Annotated in this window: 19 protein-coding genes; 7 read left to right on the top strand and 12 right to left on the bottom strand. The window is 63.7% G+C overall.

Annotated features, from left to right (window positions below):
• Positions 1–292: 292 nt before the first annotated feature.
• The 3 genes from purM to HMPREF3048_RS08310 are packed head-to-tail and all read right to left on the bottom strand — an operon-like array spanning position 293 to position 3267.
• Complete coding sequence (gene purM, locus HMPREF3048_RS08320) at positions 293–1360, bottom strand: phosphoribosylformylglycinamidine cyclo-ligase (protein ID WP_070771839.1); 1068 nt, start codon at positions 1358–1360, stop codon at positions 293–295.
• Positions 1360–2874, bottom strand: coding sequence for an amidophosphoribosyltransferase (purF, locus tag HMPREF3048_RS08315; RefSeq protein WP_070422524.1), 1515 nt, complete (start codon positions 2872–2874; stop codon positions 1360–1362). The genes purM and purF overlap by 1 nt, the downstream gene beginning before the upstream one ends.
• Before the next feature lie 15 nt (positions 2875–2889).
• On the bottom strand, positions 2890–3267 hold the full coding sequence (locus tag HMPREF3048_RS08310; RefSeq protein WP_070422523.1) for a sterol carrier family protein: 378 nt from the start codon (positions 3265–3267) through the stop codon (positions 2890–2892).
• A 24-nt stretch (positions 3268–3291) separates the two neighbouring features.
• On the opposite strand from HMPREF3048_RS08310, the gene HMPREF3048_RS08305 reads away from it, so the two are divergent.
• Entirely contained in the window at positions 3292–4302 is a 1011-nt protein-coding gene (locus tag HMPREF3048_RS08305; protein WP_070614438.1) for an acyl-CoA thioesterase, read from the top strand.
• Here the strand turns inward: HMPREF3048_RS08305 and purL are convergent.
• The 3 genes from purL to purS are packed head-to-tail and all read right to left on the bottom strand — an operon-like array spanning position 4299 to position 7483.
• On the bottom strand, positions 4299–6575 hold the full coding sequence (gene purL, locus HMPREF3048_RS08300) for a phosphoribosylformylglycinamidine synthase subunit PurL (protein ID WP_070771838.1): 2277 nt from the start codon (positions 6573–6575) through the stop codon (positions 4299–4301). The genes HMPREF3048_RS08305 and purL overlap by 4 nt on opposite strands.
• A gap of 6 nt (positions 6576–6581) precedes the next feature.
• Positions 6582–7256 carry a phosphoribosylformylglycinamidine synthase subunit PurQ gene (purQ, locus tag HMPREF3048_RS08295; RefSeq protein ID WP_070422520.1) on the bottom strand — a complete coding sequence of 225 codons (675 nt, stop codon included), beginning with the start codon at positions 7254–7256 and terminating at the stop codon, positions 6582–6584.
• A complete protein-coding gene (purS, locus tag HMPREF3048_RS08290) occupies positions 7253–7483 on the bottom strand; it encodes a phosphoribosylformylglycinamidine synthase subunit PurS (protein ID WP_070422519.1) in 231 nt (76 codons plus the stop codon). Before purS ends, purQ begins: the two co-directional genes overlap by 4 nt.
• Before the next feature lie 109 nt (positions 7484–7592).
• Here purS and HMPREF3048_RS08285 point away from each other — a divergent pair, with 109 nt between their 5' ends.
• From HMPREF3048_RS08285 to HMPREF3048_RS08270, 4 genes are read left to right on the top strand one after another with little or no spacing between them, the layout of a single operon-like run.
• Entirely contained in the window at positions 7593–9995 is a 2403-nt protein-coding gene (locus HMPREF3048_RS08285; RefSeq protein ID WP_083316838.1) for an ExeM/NucH family extracellular endonuclease, read from the top strand.
• A 16-nt stretch (positions 9996–10011) separates the two neighbouring features.
• Positions 10012–10911, top strand: a complete 900-nt coding sequence (locus HMPREF3048_RS08280) for a metal ABC transporter solute-binding protein, Zn/Mn family (RefSeq protein WP_083316835.1) — start codon at positions 10012–10014, stop codon at positions 10909–10911.
• 15 nt (positions 10912–10926) lie between these two features.
• The gene (locus HMPREF3048_RS08275; RefSeq protein WP_070771836.1) at positions 10927–11598 is read left to right on the top strand and encodes a metal ABC transporter ATP-binding protein; all 672 of its coding nucleotides are present in this window, start codon (positions 10927–10929) and stop codon (positions 11596–11598) included.
• A complete protein-coding gene (locus HMPREF3048_RS08270; RefSeq protein WP_070771835.1) occupies positions 11595–12416 on the top strand; it encodes a metal ABC transporter permease in 822 nt (273 codons plus the stop codon). Before HMPREF3048_RS08275 ends, HMPREF3048_RS08270 begins: the two co-directional genes overlap by 4 nt.
• Here HMPREF3048_RS08270 and HMPREF3048_RS08265 read toward each other — a convergent pair.
• Genes HMPREF3048_RS08265 through HMPREF3048_RS08255 form a run of 3 tightly spaced genes read right to left on the bottom strand, consistent with a single transcriptional unit; the run spans position 12398 to position 16085 of the window.
• Complete coding sequence (locus tag HMPREF3048_RS08265; RefSeq protein ID WP_070771834.1) at positions 12398–13072, bottom strand: DUF2334 domain-containing protein; 675 nt, start codon at positions 13070–13072, stop codon at positions 12398–12400. The genes HMPREF3048_RS08270 and HMPREF3048_RS08265 overlap by 19 nt on opposite strands.
• Positions 13073–13080: 8 nt before the next feature.
• Positions 13081–15177 carry a S9 family peptidase gene (locus HMPREF3048_RS08260; protein WP_070771833.1) on the bottom strand — a complete coding sequence of 699 codons (2097 nt, stop codon included), beginning with the start codon at positions 15175–15177 and terminating at the stop codon, positions 13081–13083.
• Between the two features lie 11 nt (positions 15178–15188).
• Positions 15189–16085 carry a phosphoribosylaminoimidazolesuccinocarboxamide synthase gene (locus HMPREF3048_RS08255; RefSeq protein WP_070771832.1) on the bottom strand — a complete coding sequence of 299 codons (897 nt, stop codon included), beginning with the start codon at positions 16083–16085 and terminating at the stop codon, positions 15189–15191.
• A gap of 19 nt (positions 16086–16104) precedes the next feature.
• Between HMPREF3048_RS08255 and HMPREF3048_RS08250 the strand changes: the two genes are divergently transcribed.
• On the top strand, positions 16105–16632 hold the full coding sequence (locus tag HMPREF3048_RS08250) for a hypothetical protein (protein ID WP_070771831.1): 528 nt from the start codon (positions 16105–16107) through the stop codon (positions 16630–16632).
• Here the strand turns inward: HMPREF3048_RS08250 and purB are convergent.
• Both purB and purD read right to left on the bottom strand, forming a co-directional pair.
• On the bottom strand, positions 16629–18053 hold the full coding sequence (gene purB, locus HMPREF3048_RS08245; RefSeq protein WP_224213538.1) for an adenylosuccinate lyase: 1425 nt from the start codon (positions 18051–18053) through the stop codon (positions 16629–16631). The two genes, HMPREF3048_RS08250 and purB, sit on opposite strands and share 4 nt — an antisense overlap.
• 5 nt (positions 18054–18058) lie before the next feature.
• Positions 18059–19309, bottom strand: coding sequence for a phosphoribosylamine--glycine ligase (purD, locus tag HMPREF3048_RS08240; RefSeq protein ID WP_070771830.1), 1251 nt, complete (start codon positions 19307–19309; stop codon positions 18059–18061).
• A 31-nt stretch (positions 19310–19340) separates the two neighbouring features.
• Between purD and HMPREF3048_RS08235 the strand changes: the two genes are divergently transcribed.
• Entirely contained in the window at positions 19341–19757 is a 417-nt protein-coding gene (locus HMPREF3048_RS08235; RefSeq protein WP_070422510.1) for an HIT family protein, read from the top strand.
• On the opposite strand, the gene HMPREF3048_RS08230 is transcribed toward HMPREF3048_RS08235, so the two are convergent.
• Complete coding sequence (locus HMPREF3048_RS08230; RefSeq protein WP_070422509.1) at positions 19735–21129, bottom strand: sensor histidine kinase; 1395 nt, start codon at positions 21127–21129, stop codon at positions 19735–19737. The genes HMPREF3048_RS08235 and HMPREF3048_RS08230 overlap by 23 nt on opposite strands.
• Positions 21130–21143 lie beyond the last annotated feature (14 nt).

Here is a 21143-nt window from a genome sequence, read left to right as displayed (position 1 = left end):
CAGGCACGCCATAACAGGCCTCAAGACACGAAAACAGGGTGTTTCACGTCCGTCTGCGCCGCCACAACGACCATCGTCTAGCTCCCCGAAACGCCAACCAGACGATCAGCTCCATAGTGACAATGACCCTCAACACCACCTGGGGGTTTGGAGCCGTCGAAACGAGACCGTCTAGCAACATCACGAGACCAGCTAGACGACCAGCAAAAGACACCGCGCCCTAAAAGCAGAAACGGGCTGATACGAGAACGAATCCTCGTATCAGCCCGAAAACAGGCCTAGCGATCGCGCTTTAGTACTGCGGGTGGGAGCCTGTCAGCACGGCGCGCTTCTCGTCGCCTTCGCTGGCGGCGCGGACCTCGCCGAGCACCCACGCATCCACGTGACGGGCGGCCAGGATGGCCAGGGCGCGATCGCGGTCTTCCTCGGCAACGACGGCAGTCATGCCGACGCCCATGTTGAAGGTCTTCTCCATCTCCTCGTCCGGGACCTGGCCGACGGACTTGATGGTGCGGAAGATCGGACCTGGGGTCCAGGTGTTGCGGTGCATCTCTGCGACAAGGCCCTCAGGAATGATGCGTTCCATGTTGCCTGCCAGGCCACCGCCGGTGACGTGGCAGAACGTGCGAACCTCGCACTCGGCGGCCAGTTCTAGGCAGTCGAGTGCGTAGATGCGGGTTGGCTCGAGAAGTTCCTCGCCGAGCGTGCGGCCCAGCTCTTCCATCTCGGCGTCCAGGGGCAGGCCGGCGCGCTCGAGAAGCACGTGGCGGGCCAGGGAGTAGCCGTTGGAGTGCAGGCCAGACGATGCCATACCGATGATGATGTCGCCCTCGCGGACCTTTTCAGGACCAAGCAGTTCCGAGGCCTCAACGACACCGACGGCGGTGGCGGAAACGTCGTAGTCGTCCGGCTCCATCACGCCGGGGTGTTCAGCGGTCTCGCCGCCGAGCAGAGCACAGCCAGCCTGGACGCATCCCTCGGCGATGCCGCCGACGATTTCGGCGACCTTCTCCGGCACGACCTTGCCAATAGCGATGTAGTCCTGCAGGAACAGCGGCTCGGCACCACAGACGACAAGATCGTCTACGCACATTGCGACGAGGTCGATACCGATGGTGTCGTGCTTGTCCATCGCCTGCGCAATGGCCAGCTTGGTGCCCACGCCGTCAGAGCCTGCTGCCAGCAGTGGCTCCTTGTACTTGCCCAGCGCGAACAGGCCGGCAAAGCCGCCGAGGCTGCCACGAACCTCAGGACGGGTGGCGCGCTTGGCGTGCGGGGCGAACAGTTCGACGGCCTTATCGCCGGCCTCGATGGATACGCCGGCGGCCTCGTAGGAAACTGGGGTCTGCTCAGTGGTCATTAGGCTTCAGCACCTTTCTGGATGCGTCGGACAAGGTCGGCGTTGGGGTTACCGTCGGGCAGCCCCAGGGGGTATTTGCCTGTAAAGCAGGCGGCACAAAGGTTGTCTTCGTGTTGGTTCGTGGAGGCGATCATGTCGTCGATAGGCACGAACGCGAGCGAGTCCGCCCCGATCATGGTGCGGATCGACTCCGCGATCGCCTCATCGGAATCAGTACGGCCGTGGTTGGCGATGAGTTCGCCGGGGCTTGCGAAATCGATGCCGTAGAAGCACGGCCACTTCACCGGCGGCGACGCGATACGCACGTGCACCTCGGCGGCGCCGGCTTCGCGCAGCATGCGGATGAGTTTGCGCTGGGTGTTGCCGCGCACGATGGAGTCGTCGACAACGATGAGCTTTTTGCCCTCGATGACCTCGCGCACCGGGTTCAGCTTCAGGCGCAGGCCCAGCTGACGCAGGGTGTCCGACGGCTGAATGAAGGTGCGGCCGACATAGGCGTTCTTCATCAGGCCCTGCTTGAACGGGATGCCGGACTCTTCCGCGTAGCCGATGGCGGCGGGGGTGCCGGATTCGGGCACCGGCATCACCAGGTCGCCGTCCACCGGGGTGACGCGGGCGAGACGGCGGCCGATCTCGATGCGCGATAGGTTGACGGTCTGGCCGTCGATGATGGAGTCGGGGCGGGCGACGTAGACGTACTCGAACACGCAGTGCGCCTTCGGGGTCTCGGCGAAGCGTTCGGAGTGGACGCCCGCGTTATCAATCGCCACAAGCTCGCCCGGCTCGATATCGCGCACGAACGAGGCGCCGACGATGTCCAACGCACACGTCTCGGAGGCGATCACCCAACCGCCGTCGAGGCGGCCCAGCGACAGCGGGCGCACGCCGTGCGGGTCGCGCGCGGCGTAGAGGGTCTGGCCGTCGGTGACCATGAAGCAGAATGCGCCTTCGACGCGTGGGAGGAGTTCCCGTGCGGCGTCGAGAAGCGTCTTGTCCTCAGTGACCAGATCCGCCAGCAACGCAGACACCACAGCGGTGTCTGAGGACGAGCCCTGTCCATCCACGCCCGACGCCGGGATGAGCTTGCGCTCGATCGCTTCTTCTTCGAGTTCCTTGAAGTTCACCAGGTTGCCGTTGTGCGCCAACGCAATGTCGGTGCCATTGGGCGAGGTGCGGAACATCGGCTGGACGTTTTCCCAGGAGTTCCCGCCAGCTGTGGAGTAGCGGGTGTGGCCGATCGCCACATCGCCCTGCAACGCCTCCAGGACAGGTTCGTCAAAGACCTGGCTGACCAGGCCGGTGTCTTTAAACACCACGACGTTGTCCTTGTCGCCTACGGCAATGCCGGCGCCTTCCTGGCCGCGGTGCTGCAGCGCGAACAAGCCGAAATAGGTCAGCTTGGACACGTCCTCGCCCGGTGCCCAGACACCGAACACGCCACATTCGTCGCGTGGTTCGTCGTTGTTCTCGAAGTTGGTCTTCCCCGTGGGGCTCTTCGTATGCACGACAAACACTGTATCCGAGGAATGTCAGCGGAGGGCAATTACTGGAAGACCCGCCGCGATCTCGCCTGCGCGCGATCCGGAAGCATCCACGTTGCCTTGCGCGAGTTCTTCCTCGAAGGTGGTTAAACCGGTGGCCAGTCGCATCCAGGTGCGGGGATCCATCTCCACCACGTTTGGCGGCGTGCCACGAGTGTGGCGTGGGCCTTCGACGCATTGCACCGCCACAAATGGGGGCACGCGCAGTTCCACGGAGTGGCCGGGGAGTTCTTCGGCGAGGGTGCGCGCGGTTCGTCGACAAGCATTTGCAATCTCGCTTCTCGACGACTCCTCGTCCCCCTCGATCCATGCTTTGACCGCATCGACGGCCTGGCGTGTCAGTATCGGGTCCTGCTTTTGCACCATGTGGACCCATATTAAGGTGTCGGCATGCCCAATTCCCATGTAGTTGCTACCGAACGCTCCCCTCGCGTCACCCTGCGGTTTATGGCCTCCCCCACCGATGTGCTCCACTACGGTGCGCAGGGTGTCTCCGGTGGTCGCGTGCTGGAGTGGATCGATAAGGCCGCCTACGCCTGCGCCGCCCAGTGGTCCGCCACCTACTGTGTGACCGCGTATGTGGGCCACATTCACTTCACCCGCCCGATCCCTTCGGGCCACATTGTGGAGGTGCGCTCGCGCATCGCCATGACGGGCCGTTCCTCGATGCACATTGTCAACGAGGTGCTTTCCGCCGACCCGCGCGAGGGCGTGTTCACCCGCGCCTGCGACTGCCTGGTCATTTTCGTGGCAAAGGATCCGGACACTGGCAAGTCCATGCCTGTGCCGACATTCGTTCCGACCAACGCCGAGGAGCGCCGCGTGGCCGAAGCAGCAAAGTCGCGCATCGACCTGCGCAAGGCCATTGAGGCGGAGATGGAGTCGCAGACATACACCGACGACTCCACGGCACAGCGCATCGTGCACCGCTTCATGGCGAAACCAACCGATGTGAACTGGGGCGGCAACGTCCACGGTGGCACCGCCATGGAATGGATCGATGAGGCCGGCACGGCCTGCACCATGGAATGGTCCGGGGAGCGCACCGTCGCCGTCTACGCGGGTGGTATTCGCTTCTACCACCCGGTGCACATCGGCGACCTGATTGAGGTGGATGCGCGCATCACCCGTACGGATGCGCGTTCCATTCACACCTCAGTGCACCTGCGCGCAGGCGACCCGCGTGGTGGCCGCGACAACTTGAAGGATGCGATCCACGCGACGTTTACCTACATCGGCATGGATATCGACGGCACCCCGCTGCCGGCACGTAAGTTCACGCCGGTTACGGATGAGGACAAGCGCCTCTGGGATCACACGCAGACGCTGAAAGACCTGCGCGCACAATATGAGCCGGTGCCCATTGTGGAACAGGCACCGGCTATGCAGCGGACGGACTAGACGGCCGCGTTCGGCGCGGTTGCGGCTGCGAAGTGCGACGGCATGGTCGCAGCCCATGCATCGGCAAGCTCCTGCACGGAGATTTCTTCGCCGGCGACGCGCAGGACACCGTCCTGAGCCGTGTCGCCAAGCACTGCGACCGGGATGCCGGCTGCGGTAGCACGCTCGACCGCTGCTTCTGCGCGGTCACGAGAGACTGCTACGAGCACGCGGGATGCGGACTCGGAGAACAGCGCGGTAAACGCGTCCTCGTACACACCCTCGAGGTTCAACTCAGCGCCCTTCTTGGAGCCGAGCAGCATCTCGAACACAGCCTGGGACAGGCCGCCCTCGGACAGGTCGTGTGCTGCTGCTACACCGGCTGCGTTACCACCGAGGAACTGCGCAAGGCGTTCCTCGTTAGCAAGGTCCACCTGCGGCGGAAGGCCCGACAGGCCAGCGCCGGAGATGTCCTGCCACACGGAACCGCCGAACTCGTCCTTGGTTTCGCCGAGCAGGACCAGGGTGTAGTCCTCCTCATCTGCGGGCAGGGCGTGCGGGATTGCCTGGGCAACGTCCTCGATGACACCGAGCACACCAACAACCGGGGTCGGCAGGATCGGGGTCTCGCCGGTCTGGTTGTAGAAGGAGACGTTGCCGCCGGAGACCGGGATTTCCAGTTCGGCGGAGCCGTCTGCCAGGCCGTGGACTGCTTCGCGGAACTGCCACATCACGTCCGGGTTTTCCGGGGAGCCGAAGTTCAGGCAGTTGGTTACTGCGAACGGGGTGGCGCCGGTGACGGCGACGTTGCGGTAGGCCTCTGCCAGTGCCAGGCGTGCGCCCATGTTCGGGTCCAGGTAGGTGTAGCGGCCCGATGCGTCGGCGGAGATAGCAACGCCGCGGTTGGTCTCCTCGTTGATACGCAGCACACCGGAGTTGGCGTACTTGGCCTGCACGGTGTTGCCGCGCACGTAGCGGTCGTACTGTTCGGTGATGAAGTCGCGCGAGCACAGCGCCGGGGAGGCGACCATCTTCAGCCAGGTGTCCTTGATGGTTGCCTGCTTATCGACGACACCACCGCCCTGCACCTCATCCAGCCACGCCGGACGTGCGTACGGGCGTTCGTAGACCGGGCCCTCGTCAATCGTTGACGGCGGCGCGTCCACCACGAGTTCACCGTTGTGGAATACCTGCAGGCGGTCCTTGTCGGAGGTGACCTCACCGATGACGGAGGCCAGCACGTCCCACTTGGCGCAGATTTCCATGAACTTATCCACGTCCTCCGGAGCCACCACGGCGCACATGCGCTCCTGGGATTCGGAGGCGAGGATCTCTGCTGCGCACATGTTCTCAGCGCGCAGCGGCACGTTGTCCAGGTTGACGGTCATGCCGCCGTCGCCGGATGCAGCCAGCTCGGAGGTGGCACACGACAGGCCACCGCCGCCGAGGTCCTGAATGCCCTCGACCACGCCAGCTGCGTAGAGCTCGAGGCAGCACTCGATGAGCACCTTCTCCGCGAACGGGTCGCCCACCTGGACTGCTGGGAGCTTGCGCTCTTCGCCTTCCTCGAAGGTGGCGGAGCCCAGCACGGACACGCCGCCGATGCCGTCGAGGCCGGTGCGGGAGCCGAACAGGATGACCTTGTTGCCGGTACCGGATGCGAACGCGAGGTGGAGGTCCTCCACCTTCAGGGTGCCCACACACAGGGCGTTGACCAGCGGGTTACCGGCGTATGCTTCGTCGAAGACGGTCTCGCCGCCGATGTTCGGAAGACCCAGGCAGTTGCCGTAGCCACCGATGCCGTGAACCACGCCCGGCAAAACGCGCTTGGTGTCCTCGGCGTCGATCGGGCCGAAGCGGAGCTGGTCCATCACGGCAATCGGGCGGGCACCCATGGCCATGATGTCGCGGACGATGCCGCCGATGCCGGTGGCAGCACCCTGGTACGGCTCGACGAAGGAGGGGTGGTTGTGGCTTTCCACACGGAAAGTCACGGCGTCGCCGTCTCCGATGTCTACCACGCCAGCGTTCTCACCGATACCGGCGAGGATCTTCTTTTCCATCTCCTCGGTCATGGTCTGACCGAAGTAACGCAGGTGGGTCTTGGAGGACTTGTAGGAGCAGTGCTCCGACCACATCACGGAGTAGAGCGTGAGCTCCGCGTCCGTCGGGCGGCGGCCGAGGATTGCCTTGATCTTCGCGTATTCGTCATCCTGCAACCCGAGTTCCGCGTACGGCTGCTCAAGGTCAGGGGTTTCGACGGCGTTTTCAACAGTGTCATTGTGCACAGTCATGGTCTTTTACGCTCCGATCTTCGAAATCGCGTCGATGGCGGAAGTGAACAGGCCCAACCCGTCGGTGGACGGCCCGGTGAGCGTCTCAATCGCATGCTCCGGGTGCGGCATGAGCCCCACAACGCGGCCGGTTTCGTTAGTCACGCCGGCGATTGCGTTGATGGAGCCGTTGAAGTTGTCGGTGTAGCGGAAGACCACGCGGCCTTCCTTCTCCAGCGCCTCGATGGTTTCCGGGGACGCCTGGAAGCGGCCTTCGCCGTGCTTGGCAGGCACGTAGATGCGCTCGCCCAACTGGCTGGTCCATGCGGTGTCGTTGTTGGCTACTTCAAGGTAGGTGTCCACGCAGTGGAAGTTCAGGCCCTGGTTGCGGGTCAGCGCGCCAGGCAGCAGTCCGGCTTCGGTGAGGATCTGGAAGCCGTTGCAGATGCCAAGGACCGGCATGCCCTTCTTCGCGGCCTCCACAACAGCGCCCATCATCGGGGCCTGCGCGGCGATCGCGCCGGAGCGCAGGTAGTCGCCGTAGGAGAAGCCGCCCGGGACGACAACGGCGTCAACGCCGGTCAGGTCGTTGTCAGCGTGCCAGAGTTGCTTCGGCTCGGCACCGGCGAGGCGGACGGCGCGCAGCGCGTCAACGTCGTCGAGGGTGCCGGGAAAAGTAATGACTCCGATAGTTGCGCTCATCGCACAACCTCGAAGTCTTCAATCACAGTGTTAGTCAGCAGGGTTTCCGCCATGCGCTGCAGCTCGGCGTCGGTGACGGAGTCGTCCACCTCGATCTCGAATCGCTTGCCTTGGCGGACGTCGCTCACCCCCTCGACACCGATGCGGCCCAGTGCGCGCAGCACCGCCTGACCCTGGGGGTCAAGAATTTCGGCCTTGGGCATGACATTGACGACGACTCGTGCCATGAGAATCCTTCACATTTCGGGAGGTTGATCGACCTTTGCGGTACGGCAGCGAGTATATCGGACGGACAGACGCGTCCAGCAATATCGGATGACCGGCTACGTTAAGGGAATGTTTCGGGCTCGTCTGCTGTGGTTGGTGCTGGTGTCGTCGTTAAGCATCGCGCTTGTGCCACATGCTGAGGCGGTGGTGATCAACGAGGTCTACGGTGGCGGCAGCAATGCGCAGGCGCCACTGAACGCGGACTTTGTGGAACTGTTCAACCCCACCGGTCAGGACGTTTCAATCGACGGCTGGGAGCTGGAGCAGTTTTCCGCCAAGGGCAACTCCGGCACGGTGGTTGAGTTGTTCGGGGTGGTGCCGGCGGGTGGGTATTACCTGATCAGCGGGGTTTCCGGCGAGACGGGAGCCGATCTGCCGGCGCCGGACCGTGAGGCCGCGTTTAACTTTTCTGCCACGAGTGCGGTTGCGGTGCTGCGCAACGCGGACGGCGAGGTAGACCGCGTGGCTTGGGGTGATACGCCACCCGATCTCGCGGAGGGCACACCCGCCGAGAAGACGACGAACCAACTGTCCATCCAGCGCGTCACCGATGGCGCGGATACCGACAACAACGCCGCCGATTTCCGCGCGGGTGCCCCCACTCCGCGCAATTCTGGGATCGCGCAAGCAGATCCGCGGGTGTTGACCATCGCGGAGATCCAAGGCACCGGTGCGACCACTCCATATGAGTCAGCGACCGTGATCACCACCGGCGTAGTCACGGCGGTCTACGACGAGGGAGGCAAGCGCGGCTTCTTCATGCAGTCGGGCGGATCCGGCCAGCCGAAACAGCCCGGGGATGCCTCGGACGGCATTTTCGTGTTCGTGGGCAAGCAGGGCCACTATCCCACCCACGGCGATTCGGTGCGAGTGGAAGGTACGGCGAAGGAGTTCTACGGCCAGACCCAGATTTCAGCGAGCAGCATCTCGCGTCTCAGCGACGCCCTGCCCGCCCCAACACCCATCCCCCTCGATGCCCTCCCGGCCGGCGACGCCGCCCGCGAGCCTTACGAGGGCATGCTGGTCAGGCCCGGCGCCTACACCGTGACCGGCAATGACAACCTCAGCCAGTACGGCACCGTGGGTCTGGCACCGGGCGCCGAGCCGCATTTTTGGCCCACGGAAAAGATCCGCCCCGACGCCCACCAGGTAGCGCGGATGAGCGCGCAGCAGGCGGCGGAGTTCGTCAACCTCGACGACGGACGCACCCGCAACTACACAGACGAGCCCAACGTGCCACTGCCGTACATTTCCCCCACGAGGTCCATCCGCACATTCGACACCGTGGCCTTCCAACAAGATGTGGTGGTGGGCTACAACAACGGGGATTGGACGTTCCAGCCGCTGCGCCCAATCACCGGTCAAACCCGCCCCGAAGATCTGCCGATCACCTGGGAGGACTCCCGCGCAGGCATCCTCGATGCGCCAGCGAAGGTACGCGGGGATTTGTCCATCGGGTTTTTCAACGTGATGAATTACTTCACCCACTTCCCCGACATCGACCCGGAGCACGGCTGCACGAACTGCCACCTGTTCCGCGGCGCGCACGATGCGCAGGCCCTCGCGCTGCAAGAAGCGAAGCTGGTCGCGGCGATCAACCGGCTCGACACCGCGATCCTCGGCCTGTCGGAGGTGGAGAACACCGCCCGCACCACAGGCGATACCGCCCGGCGCGACGAGTCACTGCAGCACTTGGTCGATGCGCTCAATGCTGCGGCGGGGGAGGATCGGTGGGCGGTGGTGTCGTCGCCAAGCGAGCTTGGCACTCGCGAAGATGCGATCCGCGTGGCGTTTATCTACCAGCCGGCGAAGGTGCGCCCGGTTGGGCAGTCGCGCATTTTCGATGACTCCACGTTCACCGGCATCGCCCGCCAGCCGCTCGCCCAGGAGTTCGCGCCTGTCGCCGGCGGTGACCACATTGTTGCGGTGGTGAATCATTTCAAGTCCAAGGGCACAGTCTCGCGTAATGACGACGTCACCGCCGACGGCCAAGGCAACAACGCCCGACTCCGCGCAGACATGTCGCGGACGCTGCTGGAACACCTCGACATGCAAGACGACTGGCACGGCCTGCCCACGTTCCTCATTGGCGACTTCAACGCCTACTCCCAAGAAGACGCGATCGCCGTGCTCAACGACGCCGGCTACGCCACGATCCCGCAGGAACGCCCGTCGTATCAGTACGACAACAAGGTGGGCTCGCTCGACCATGTGCTGGCCAACGATGCCGCGATGGACCTCGTGAAAGATTCCCTGGTGTGGGCGATCAACAGCGACGAACCGCTCATCGACGAGCCCGGGACCCCATTCCGGTCCTCCGATCACAATCCGGTGAAGGTGGGTTTCGACGCCACCAGCTCACAGTCGTTGTCGTACCTCCGCGCCGGGTGGATTGTGGGCGCGGTGTTGTTGATGGCACTGCTCGCAGCACTGGTTCTTCGTCCGAAACAGATTGAAAACAGTTTCCAATAGTGATTGAATACCGCGTATGCACAATCGTTTTCAGGCCAAGACCCTTGCCACGCTGGCTGCACTCACTCTTGCAGGCACCGCGCTGACCGCATGCTCTACGGAGTCCGAAGACGCGGCCGAAGGTTCCGGCATCATCGCCACCACCGGGGTGTGGGCAGATGTTGCCGCCGCCGTGACCGGGGAGGACGTGGATGCGATCATCACCGGCGACGCTGTAGACCCGCACCACTTCGAGCCGTCCGCCAAGGACCTGTCTCGTATCAAGGAGGCGGCGACGGTCGTCGCTAATGGTGGCGCCTACGACGCGGCCTTGTACACCGTCGCGGAGCAGGACCGCATCGTGCACGCCATCCCGCTGCTCGACCACGCAGAGCACGAGCACGCCCACAGCGATCACCTGCCGGAGTCCCTCGACGAGTTGGAGCACGCCTGGTTCGCACCGTCAAAGGTCCGCGAGGTAGCCGATGCGGTGGCGCAGCGTACCGGTGGGGATGCTGGGGTCGTCGATACGCGAATTGCTGCAATCGAGGAGAAGCTCGCTTCCGTGCCGCACGTGCACATCGGCATGACCGAGCCGATCGCCGCCGGGCTTGTATGGGGCACTGAACTGCACGACATCACCCCGGAGGAGTACGTCAAGGCCAGCCTGAACCACCAGGAGCCGTCTGCGGCTGCAGTGTCGGCGTTTTTGAACCAGATCAAACAGGGCGACATTGACATGCTTTTCGTCAACCCACAGAGCACCAACAGCGCCACCGAACGGTTGGCCGCTGTCGCGCAGATGAAAAATGTCCCCATTGTTGAGATTCGGGAAACTTCCCCGGCAGGCGAGAACTTCCTCGACTACTTTGAGAGGATCGTGGACCAAATCGTGGAGATCGCCAACAACGCCGAGCCGAGCTTCCACCACCATTAGTCAGGACATACACATTTGATTGCTGAGCTACGCGGCGCCGCCGTCGACCCGTTGTGGTCGGGCCTCGACCTGACCATTGAACGCGGCGAATTCATCGCGGTGCTCGGCCCCAATGGGGTGGGCAAATCCACCCTGTTAGGCACGTTCATGGGAACCCGCCGCCTCACGCACGGCTCGGCGGAAGTGCACGGCCGCATCGGGTTTATCCCGCAGCAACACATGTTCCCCAAAGACCTCCCCGTTCGCGGGCGTGACCTGGTCAAACTTGCAATGGGGAAACGTACAAAACCAGAAGACGTCGAGGCGCAACTTGCCTCCGTCGGCGCGCAATCGTTTGCCGACCGCCGCGTCGGCATCCTCTCCGGTGGGCAGCAACAGCTCATCCGCCAAGCACAAGCCTTCGCGCAGGATCCGGAGCTTGTGCTTGCCGACGAACCCCTGCTCTCCCTCGACCCCGCCCGCGCACGCGACACCGTCACGCGACTGGCAGAGCACCCCGCTGCTGTGGTGTGCGTGACGCACTCCATCAACCCGGTGCTCGACGTGGTGGACCGAGTGCTCTACATCGGACCTGAGGGCCACGTCATCGGGCCCGTGGCCGAGGTGATGCGCTCGGAGGTGCTTAGCGAGCTCTACGGCACACGAGTAGACGTTGTGGAAGTAGACGGACGGATGGTGGTCCTGTGAGCACGTTTATCGCCGATACCTCGTACCTGCTTGGCCAGGACTTCGTCCAGACCACGCTCATCGCGTGTGCGTTTCTGGGCATCCTGTCAGGCGTGATGGCGCCACTGATCGTGCTGCGCCAGATGTCGTTTTCGGTCCACGCCACCTCTGAGCTAGCGCTCATGGGCGCGTCCGCCGCGCTGTTGTTCGGCCTCAACGTCGGATTCGGCGCGGTCGCGGGTGCGATCGTGGCGGCGCTGGTACTCGCTGCGCTGGGGTTGAAAGGCCAGCAAGATTCCGCCGTTGGCGTGGCGATGAGTTTCGGCATGGCCCTATCCGTGCTGTTTATCCACCTCTACCCCGGCAACTCCAACCGTGCGCTGGCACTTCTGACCGGCCAGATCGTGGGTGTGTCCGCCCAGAACGTGATGCTGCTGGCGGGAACCACGGTGCTGGTCGCCGTCGCGGTTGTCGTGTTGTGGCGCCCGCTACTGTTCGCCTCCGCGGATCCGGTGATGGCAGCCGCGTGCGGTGTCCCGGTACGCACGATGGCGCTGGTGTTCGCGGTGCTGGTCGGCATTGCCTCCGCACAGTCGGTACAGATCGTCGGCGCACTGCTGGTCATGTCGATGCTGATCACACCCGGCGCGGCCGCCGCCCAAGTCACCGCCAACCCGGTACGAGCGGTATGGCTGTCAATCCTGTTCGCCGAGGTTTCCGCGATCGGCGGCATGGTGCTTTCGCTCGCCCCGGGCGTGCCGGTGAGCGTGTTCGTGGCGTTTATCTCCTTCGGCATCTACCTCGTATGCCGGGCGATCGCTTACCTGAAGGCGCGGTAATCCGCAGGGGTCGCGCCCGCCTCGATGGCTGTTGCCGCCGCGGCAAGAAAGTCCCGGCGTACCTTCTTCTGTCCCAACTCACGCCCGGACACGGACAGGCGGATCGTGTTGCCCTTCTCCGCACCGCGTCCGGCAGCCTTGATCACGTTTCGGCGCCACCATTTCGCCGCACCGTAGCCCTCACCCACCGACAGGTTGCGGGCCTGAGCAAACTCGCCGCGGGCCAGCCGGTAGATCCCCTTCGTCGACGCCGCAACAACAAACCCGAACTCCCCCATCACCTCGAGCGTGCCCTCGGACATGCGCCAGCGCGGCGGGGCGAACATGTCCAGATCAAACCCCAGCGCGGCCATCTGGCGGGTCGCCCCTTTCAAGCGCAGTCGTGCCTCGTGGGCGCCAAGGGTGGCAAACTCGCTGCGCCTGCCCTGCACCGGCTGGTCGAACCCGTTGAGCAGCAGCGCACGGGCATCGCGCTGCTCTGCAAGCCATCCTCTGGTGGTGGTGTCTTTGGCCAGGTGCCAGGTGGCGTCGATATGCGGTGCCACCAGCAGCGACACCGGCACGCTTTCCTTATCCAGGTCGCGCACCATGCTTGTCACGTCGTCCAACGTGGCGTCGAAGATGGACGAGATAGAGACAAGCAAGCTGCCGGGCATAGCCGGGATTATCGCACAGGTTCGTCGACTGCGCCCGACTTCACCAACGTCCATGCGTACTCAAACGCGGTCTGCTTCCACTTGGCGTACCGGCCCGATACGCCGCCGTGGCCTGCGGACATTTCGGTCTTGAGCAGGATCTCGCCACCGGTGGCTACCTCGCGCAGTTTTGCCACCCACTTCGCGGGCTCCACGTAGAGCACACGGGTGTCGTTCAGGCTGGTAATCGCCAGAATGTCCGGGTAGTTCTGCGCCTTGACGTTCTCGTACGGGGCGTATGTAGCCATGTAGTCGTAGACGGTGACGTCGTGGTACGGGTCGCCCCATTCCTCCCACTCGCCGACGGTCAGCGGCAGTTCGGGTTTCAGGATGGAGGTCAGCGGGTCCACGAACGGCACGATCGCCTGGATGGCGGCGAACTTCTCCGGGGCCATGTTCGCCACCGCACCCATGAGCAGGCCACCCGCGGAACCGCCTTCGGCGACCATCTGCTCGTGCGTGGTCAGCCCCTCGGCCGCTACGGCGTCGGCACACGCGATGAAGTCGGTGAACGTGTTCACCTTGTGCAGCATCTTGCCGTTGTCGTACCAGCCGCGGCCCATCTCACCGCCGCCGCGCACGTGGGCGCACGCCCAGATCATGCCGCGATCCAGCAGCGACAGCCTCGCTACAGAGAAGCCCGGGTCCATCGACGCCTCATACGAGCCGTAGCCGTACAGCAAAAGCGGCGCAGGGCCTGTGACACCCTTGCGACGCACCACGGATACCGGCACCTTCGCGCCATCCTTCGCGGTGGCCCACACGCGGAAGGCCTCGTAGTCGTCGGCGTTGTATCCGCCTTCGACTTCCTGTTCCTTCAGCAGCGTCATCTCACCGGTCGCCACCTCATAATCAACGACCTGCGACGGCTGCGTGTACGAGGAGTACACGATGCGCACCACCGGCGCGTCCCACTCCGGGTTGCCGCCGAGGCTCGCGGTGTAGAGCTCCTCAGAGAACTCAAGCTCGGTGAACTCGCCGAAGCCATTGCTTAGCGACGACACCGCCAACCGCGGAATCCCTCCCCGGCGATACCCCATGAACATGAAGTCGCGGTACGTATCGATGCCCTCGATACGCATCGAATCTGAGTGCTCCACCAGCACGTCCAAATCGCGCAGGGCCGGCAACTCACCGACCGGCGTGGTGGCCACACAGAAGTTCGGCCCGTGGGCGTTGTGGGTGATCACCCACTGCTCTTGACCGTCCACCACGCAGTAGTCCGGGTGGTACTCAATGCCGGACTCGCGCGGCCACAGCACCTCGAACTCACCGGTCGGGTTGTGCAAATCCAGCACCCGGTACTCCGAGGTCAGCGAAGAGGACGTCACAATCATGAGGAACCGCTCGGCGCGGTCCGCCCCCACACCGACGCCGAATTTCTCGTCCGTCTCTTCGTAGATCAGCACGTCGTCTTCGGCCGGGGTGCCCACCTTGTGGCGCCAGACCTGGTGGGGGCGCCAAGCGTCGTCCACACGCACGTAGAACAGGTACTCTTCGCCGGCCCAGGTGGCGCCGTAGAAGATGTTGTCGAGGCGGTCGTCGAGAAGCTCGCCCGTCTCAAGGTTCTTGATGCGCAGCGTGAAGCGCTCGTCGCCTTCAGTGTCGTAGGAGTAGGCCAACAGACGACCGGTCGTGGCCACCGACGAGGCACCCAGCGAGAAGAAATCGTGGCCTTCTGCCAGTTCGTTGATGTCCAGCAGGACCTGCTCGTCCGCCATGTGGTCGTTGACCTCGGGCGGTGTCCACGGCTCGTCACGCGTCGGCACACGGCAGGAAATGCCGTAGTTTTTGCCCTCAATGGTGCGGCCGTAGTACCACCAGTCGCCCTGGCGCTGCGGCACGGACATGTCCGTTTCCTTGATGCGGGACTTGATCTCGGCGTAGATGTCGTCGACAAGCCCGGACCACGCGGCGGTCTTCGACTCCGTGTAGGCGTTTTCAGCCTCGAGGTAACTGATTACCTCGGGGCTTTCTTTGTCCCGCAGCCACTCGTAGTCGTCGACAAAGTCGCGGCCGTGGAACGATCGTGTAATCGGGTGCTTCGCAGCTTTCGGAGCATTCATGCCCAGAAAGCCTACGCGTGCTCCCCCGGCCATTCAGAGAAGCGTCGGCCACTCAGGCGCTCGTACGCCTCGATGTAGCGGTCGCGGGTGGCTTCCACCACGGATCCCGGCAGCTCAGGCGGCTGCACACCATCGGCTGGGTCCCAACCGGACTTCGAGCTTGTCAGCCAGTTGCGCACGTACTGCTTGTCAAAGCTCGGCTGGACCACACCCTCTTCGTAGCTGTCCGCCGGCCAGTAGCGGGAAGAATCCGGGGTGAGGACTTCGTCGGCAAGCACAAGCTCACCGTTTTCGTCCAAACCGAACTCAAACTTGGTGTCCGCCAGGATGATGCCCTTGGTCTCCGCGTACTCGGCGGCACGGGTGTAGACATCCAGCGTTGCCGCACGCAGGCGCTCAGCCAGACCAGAACCAACCTTGTTGGCCACGAAGTCGAAGGTGACGTTCTCGTCGTGGTCGCCCTGCTCCGCCTTAGTCGCCGGGGTGAAAATCGGCTCAGGCAGCTTCGATGCCTCAGTCAGGCCTTCCGGCAGTTTCACGCCACACACGCGACCGGTGGCGTCGTACTCCTTCTTGCCAGAGCCGGTGAGGTAACCGCGGGCAACGCATTCGAACGGCACCATGTCGAGCTTCTTGACCACCATGGCGCGGCCGAGGACCTTCTCGGGAATACGCTCGTCGTCAATCGGCCCTGCGAGGTGATTCGGGACATCGCCAAGCAGGTCGAAGAAGAACATCGACGTTGCGGTGAGGATACGCCCCTTATCCGGGATGGCTGGCTCGAGCGAGAAATCGAACGCCGAAATACGGTCGGATGCCACCATCAGCAGCGTGTTGTCATCGACTTCGTAAATTTCGCGGACCTTGCCGCCGGCGAGATGGGCATAATCAGAAAGCTCTGGACGCATGCGCGTTAGTATATTCCCCGTGATCAAACGCGCGACTGCAGTCCTACTCCCCCTCGTTTTGGCTGCGTGCGGCACCCCTTCGGAGTTCGCTGGCAACATGCCAGCGTTTGAACCAACCCGCGACGGCACCACATTGTCCTTCGGCGACACCGCCCGCGTGGTCACCGAGGATGTGAGCTTCCACGTCCCCGTGCAGTGGGACGTCACCGTCGGTGCCCCCAAAACCCGGCGCGCCCCACGCAGCGCCGAGCAGGCAAACATGCTCGTGTGTTTCCCCGTCACGTTCACCCCGGTTGCGGTGGGTGAGTTCCCCGTGGACGTCACCGTCACGCTGCCGAAGCTCACGCCTATCGACGACACCCTCACCGCCAACACCGCCAACCCCGAATACTGCGGCGAAAGCGCCCTCACCGGCTACACCCCGGACCTCACCGGGCCCCAGCACGGCTTCGTCGCCTCCTGGTCCGGCACCGCAGACCGGGGTGTAGTAGGCACCGGCGTCGAGGTCAGCACCCGCGACGCCACTGTAACCTTTACTTCCCCCTAGAGGATCTCGCCCGGGGTGTAGTTCGCAGCCTCCGGGTGCGCATCCACAACCTCTTGCACGCGTGCAAGCACACGATCCACCTGCGCCTCGGCAGCGCCGATGAACGCGTGGCGGTCCTCGAGCGCCTTGTCCAGTGCTGCCTTGTCCAACGGAAGGCGCTCGTCGTTAGCCAAACGCTCCACAAGGTTCTGCTCTGCGCCGCGCTCGCGCATGTCCAGCGCCATAGCGACGGCGTTTTCCTTGATCACCTCGTGTGCGGTCTCACGGCCGACGCCGGCGCGCACCGACGCCATGAGGATGCGGGTGGTGGCAAGGAACGGCAGGTAGCGGTCCAGCTCGCGGTTGATCATGGCCGGGAACGCGCCGAACTCGTCGAGCACGGTCAGCATGGTTTCCAGCTGGCCGTCAATGGCGAAGAACGCATCCGGCAGCGCCACGCGACGCACCACGGAGCAGAACACGTCGCCCTCGTTCCACTGCTGGCCAGCAAGGTCGCCAACCATGGTGAGGTAGCCACGCAGGATGACCTGGAAGCCTCCGACGCGCTCACAGGAGCGTGCGTTCATCTTGTGCGGCATCGCCGAGGAACCAACCTGGCCTTCCTTGAAGCCCTCCGTGACCGTCTCGTTGCCGGCCATGAGGCGGATCGTGGTGGCCAGCGACGACGGGCCTGCACCCAACTGCACCAGCGAGGACACCACGTCGAAGTCGAGCGAGCGCGGGTAGACCTGGCCAACAGAGTCAAAGACGCGGTCGAAGCCGAGACCTTCCGCGATGCCCTGCTCGAGCTGCGCCAGCTTGGCCTCGTCGCCACCCATGAGATCCAGCATGTCCTGCGCGGTACCCATCGGGCCCTTGATGCCGCGAAGTGGGAGCCGATCCAACAGTTCCTCAATGCGTTCGATGGCCACCAGGATCTCATCGGCAGCAGAGGCGAAACGCTTGCCCAGCGTGGTGGCCTGCGCCGCAACATTGTGGGAGCGTCCAGCCATGACCAGGGACTTGTACTCGCCAGCGCGGTTGCCCACCGCCTTGAGCAGCGCGACTGCCTTGTCGCGGGTCAGTTCCAGCGCCTTGCGCACCTGGAGCTGCTCCACATTTTCGGTCAGGTCGCGCGAGGTCATCCCCTTGTGGATCTCCTCGTGGCCCGCCAGCGCATTGAACTCCTCAATGCGTGCCTTCACGTCGTGGCGAGTGACCTTCTCGCGCTGCGCGATCGAGTCCAGGTCGACCTTGTCGATGACCTTCTCGTAGTCCTCGATAGCGCCCTCGGCGACCTCGACACCGAGTTCCTTTTGGGCCTTGAGCACTGCGATCCACAGTTGGCGCTCAAGGATGATCTTGTGCTCCGGAGCCCACAGGGTGGCCATCTCCGGGGAGGCGTAACGGTTGCTCAGAACATTGGAATTATTCGGTTTCACGGCATTTATCCTAGGGAAATAGCGCCTTCGATGGCGGGGCGGGCGATGTCTTTGCGGTAGAAGGATCCGGGCAGTTCGATGCCCTCAATGATGCGGTAGGCGTCGTCCACGGCCTCCTTGAGCGTTGCGCCATTGCCGACGACACCAAGCACACGGCCACCAGACGCCACATAATTGCCGTCCTCTTCCTTGGTGCCTGCGTGGAGGACCTTCGTCGGGTCATCGAGTGCGTCGCCGGTGATCACGCCGCCCGTCTTTGCGGACTGCGGGTAGCCCTCGGCAGCCAGCACCACCATGGCGGCGAACCCGTCGCGCCACTGCAGCGGCTCGATCTCACTCAAGCGACCTTGTGCGACGGCCAGCAGCACCTCCGCCAGCGGGGTCTCCAACAACGACAGCACGGCCTGGGTTTCCGGGTCACCGAAGCGGGCGTTGAACTCCACCACCGCCGGGCCTTCCGGGCCCCACGCGGCACCGATGTAGAGCAGGCCCTGGTACGGAATGCCACGGTTGACCATTTCGGTGGCCACGGGGCGGGCGATGTCGTCGACAAGCACCTGCACCCCATTCTCCGGCAACCACGGCAGCGGGGCATACGCACCCATGCCGCCGGTGTTGGGGCCTTCGTCGTTGTCGTAGGCGCGCTTGTGGTCCTGCGCCGGCAGCAGCGGCACGACCGTTTCGCCGTCGACGAGGCAGAACAGCGACACCTCCGGGCCTTCAAGGAAGGACTCGAACAGCACCGGATTGCCAGCTGCGATGACAGCCTCTGCGTGCGCCTTGGCTTCGGCGCGGTCCTCGGTGACCACAACACCTTTGCCGCCGGCAAGGCCGTCGTCCTTGACCACGTAGCGCGGACCGTACTCGTCTAACGCGGACTCGATGGCGTCCGCGGATTCCACGCGGGTCGCGGTCGCCGTCTTCACACCAGCCGCCGCCATGACCTCCTTGGCAAACGCCTTCGAGCCCTCAAGCTGCGCGGCCGCCTTGGTTGGGCCGAAGACGGGGAAACCGGCGTCGATCAGCGCGTCGGCTGCACCCGCAACCAACGGCACCTCAGGTCCGATGACCACGAGTTCCGCGTCGATCTCACGGGCGAGCGACACAATATCTACTGGGGACGACACGTCGAGCGGACGCACCGTGGCCAGGCGGGACATACCCGCGTTACCCGGCGCGACAGTGAGCTCATTGCCGTGCATTGCATGGAGAAGGGCGTGTTCCCGGCCGCCCGAACCGATGACAAGGATGCGCATGCGATCCAACTTACCGGTAGCGTCGGAGACTATGAGCACTGTATTCAGCAAAATTATTGCAGGCGACATCCCGGGCCGAATTGTGTACCAGGACGACAAGGTCGCAGCCTTCCTCACCATCGAACCGGTCGCGTACGGCCACACGCTGGTCGTTCCCATCGAAGAGATTGACAAGTGGACCGACATCCCGGCGGACCTGTGGGCGCACATGAATGAAGTGGCGCAGAAGGTCGGACGGGTGATCGTCGATAAGTTTGATGCGCAGCGCGCGGGCTACCTCATCGCAGGATTCGAGGTCCCCCACGCCCACATCCACGTCTTCCCCGCCAACGACATGTCCGGCTACTCGCTGGCCAGCGCAATGCGTGCCGACGAAACCGACGCCGCCAAGATGGACGCCGCCGCCGACACCATCCGCGAAGGCATTAAGCAGCTGGAAGCGAAATAGTAAACGTCGAGCCCTCGCCCGGCGCCGTATCGACAACCACGGTGCCGCCGTGGGCCTCGATCAGCGATTTGGTAATCGCCAGCCCCAGACCCGAGCCACCGCCCGAGCTGCGGTTGCGCGACGCATCCGCGCGGTAGAAGCGCTCGAAAATATGCTCGGCGTCCTTCTGTTCCATGCCGCAGCCATTATCCGCAATGTCGAGGACCACACGGTCCAGGTTGTGCCGGATCGTGATGGTCACCTCTGCATCCGGACCCGCGTGCTTAAAGGCGTTAGTGACCAAGTTGACCACTACCTGGCGCAGCCGGCCGGGATCCCCCACCACGACAGGGACGTCTGGGGTGTCCTTGACCACGTCCACCACCCGCTCTGGGTAGGCGGCGTGCATCGAGTCCTTCACCGAAAGCGCAAGCTCGAGCACATCCACCTCCTGCTTCTCCAGGCGGGAACCCTCCGCACGGGTTAGCGCCAGCAGGTCCTCGACGAGCAGCTGCATACGCGCGGACTCTTCATCGATCTTGCTCAGCACCATTTGCGGGTCATCCACCATGCCCTTGCGGTACAGCTCGGTGTATCCGCGCACGCTGGTGAGCGGTGTACGCAGTTCGTGTGAAGCATCGCCAACGAAGCGGCGCATCTGCTCTTCCTGCGTTTTCGCATTTTCCAGCGATTCTTGCAAGCGGCTCACCATGGTGTTCATGGCAAACGACAGACTGCCCACTTCTGTCTCACGCGGCCAAGCGGGCACTCGCCTGTCGGTATCGCCTCCGGCGATCGCCAGAGCGGTGTTTTCCACAATCTTTAACGGAGCCAACGCACGTGCCACGAAGTAGTTACTTGCAATGCCAATGCCGACGAGCACCAGAGCCCCAACCAGCGCCTCAATCTGTGCCAGGGAGCGCAACATCCGGTACTCCGACTCCAGCGACTTCGCCACATACTGCACGGAACCGTCGGACTGCTCCGTGGCAATGGCACGCCAGCGCTTCACAGTCGTCGTATTTGGGTCGCTGAGATCAGAAGTGATCGTGACCAACTGCCCGAAGTCGGTCGTTTTGATCTGGCTCCAATCTGGCGAGTTGACCTCCCCCGGGCGCGACACCATCACGCCCCGGTCCGGGTACAGCCTGGATTGGGTGAACTCACTCGGCAGGTTCCAAGGGTTGAACTGCCACACCGGCCCCTGGTGTGCCCACGTATCCAAGCCTTCCCGCAGCTGGTCGTCTGCACGGTCCAGCAGCAGGTTGCGCATGAGGAAGTAGATCAGCACGGAACTCAGTGTCGTACCGATCACGGAGATGACCATCACGGTGGTGACAAGTTGCCGCTTCAGTGGCTTCTTTGTCGGCCCCGTAAATAAGGAATACGCCATAACGTTGCGAAAGG

It is taken from the genome of Corynebacterium sp. HMSC075D04 (assembly GCF_001815635.1).
Lineage (GTDB): Bacteria > Actinomycetota > Actinomycetes > Mycobacteriales > Mycobacteriaceae > Corynebacterium > Corynebacterium coyleae.
The sequence above is the reverse complement of the archived record's forward strand: the minus strand, read 5'-3'. Positions and strand labels throughout refer to the sequence as shown.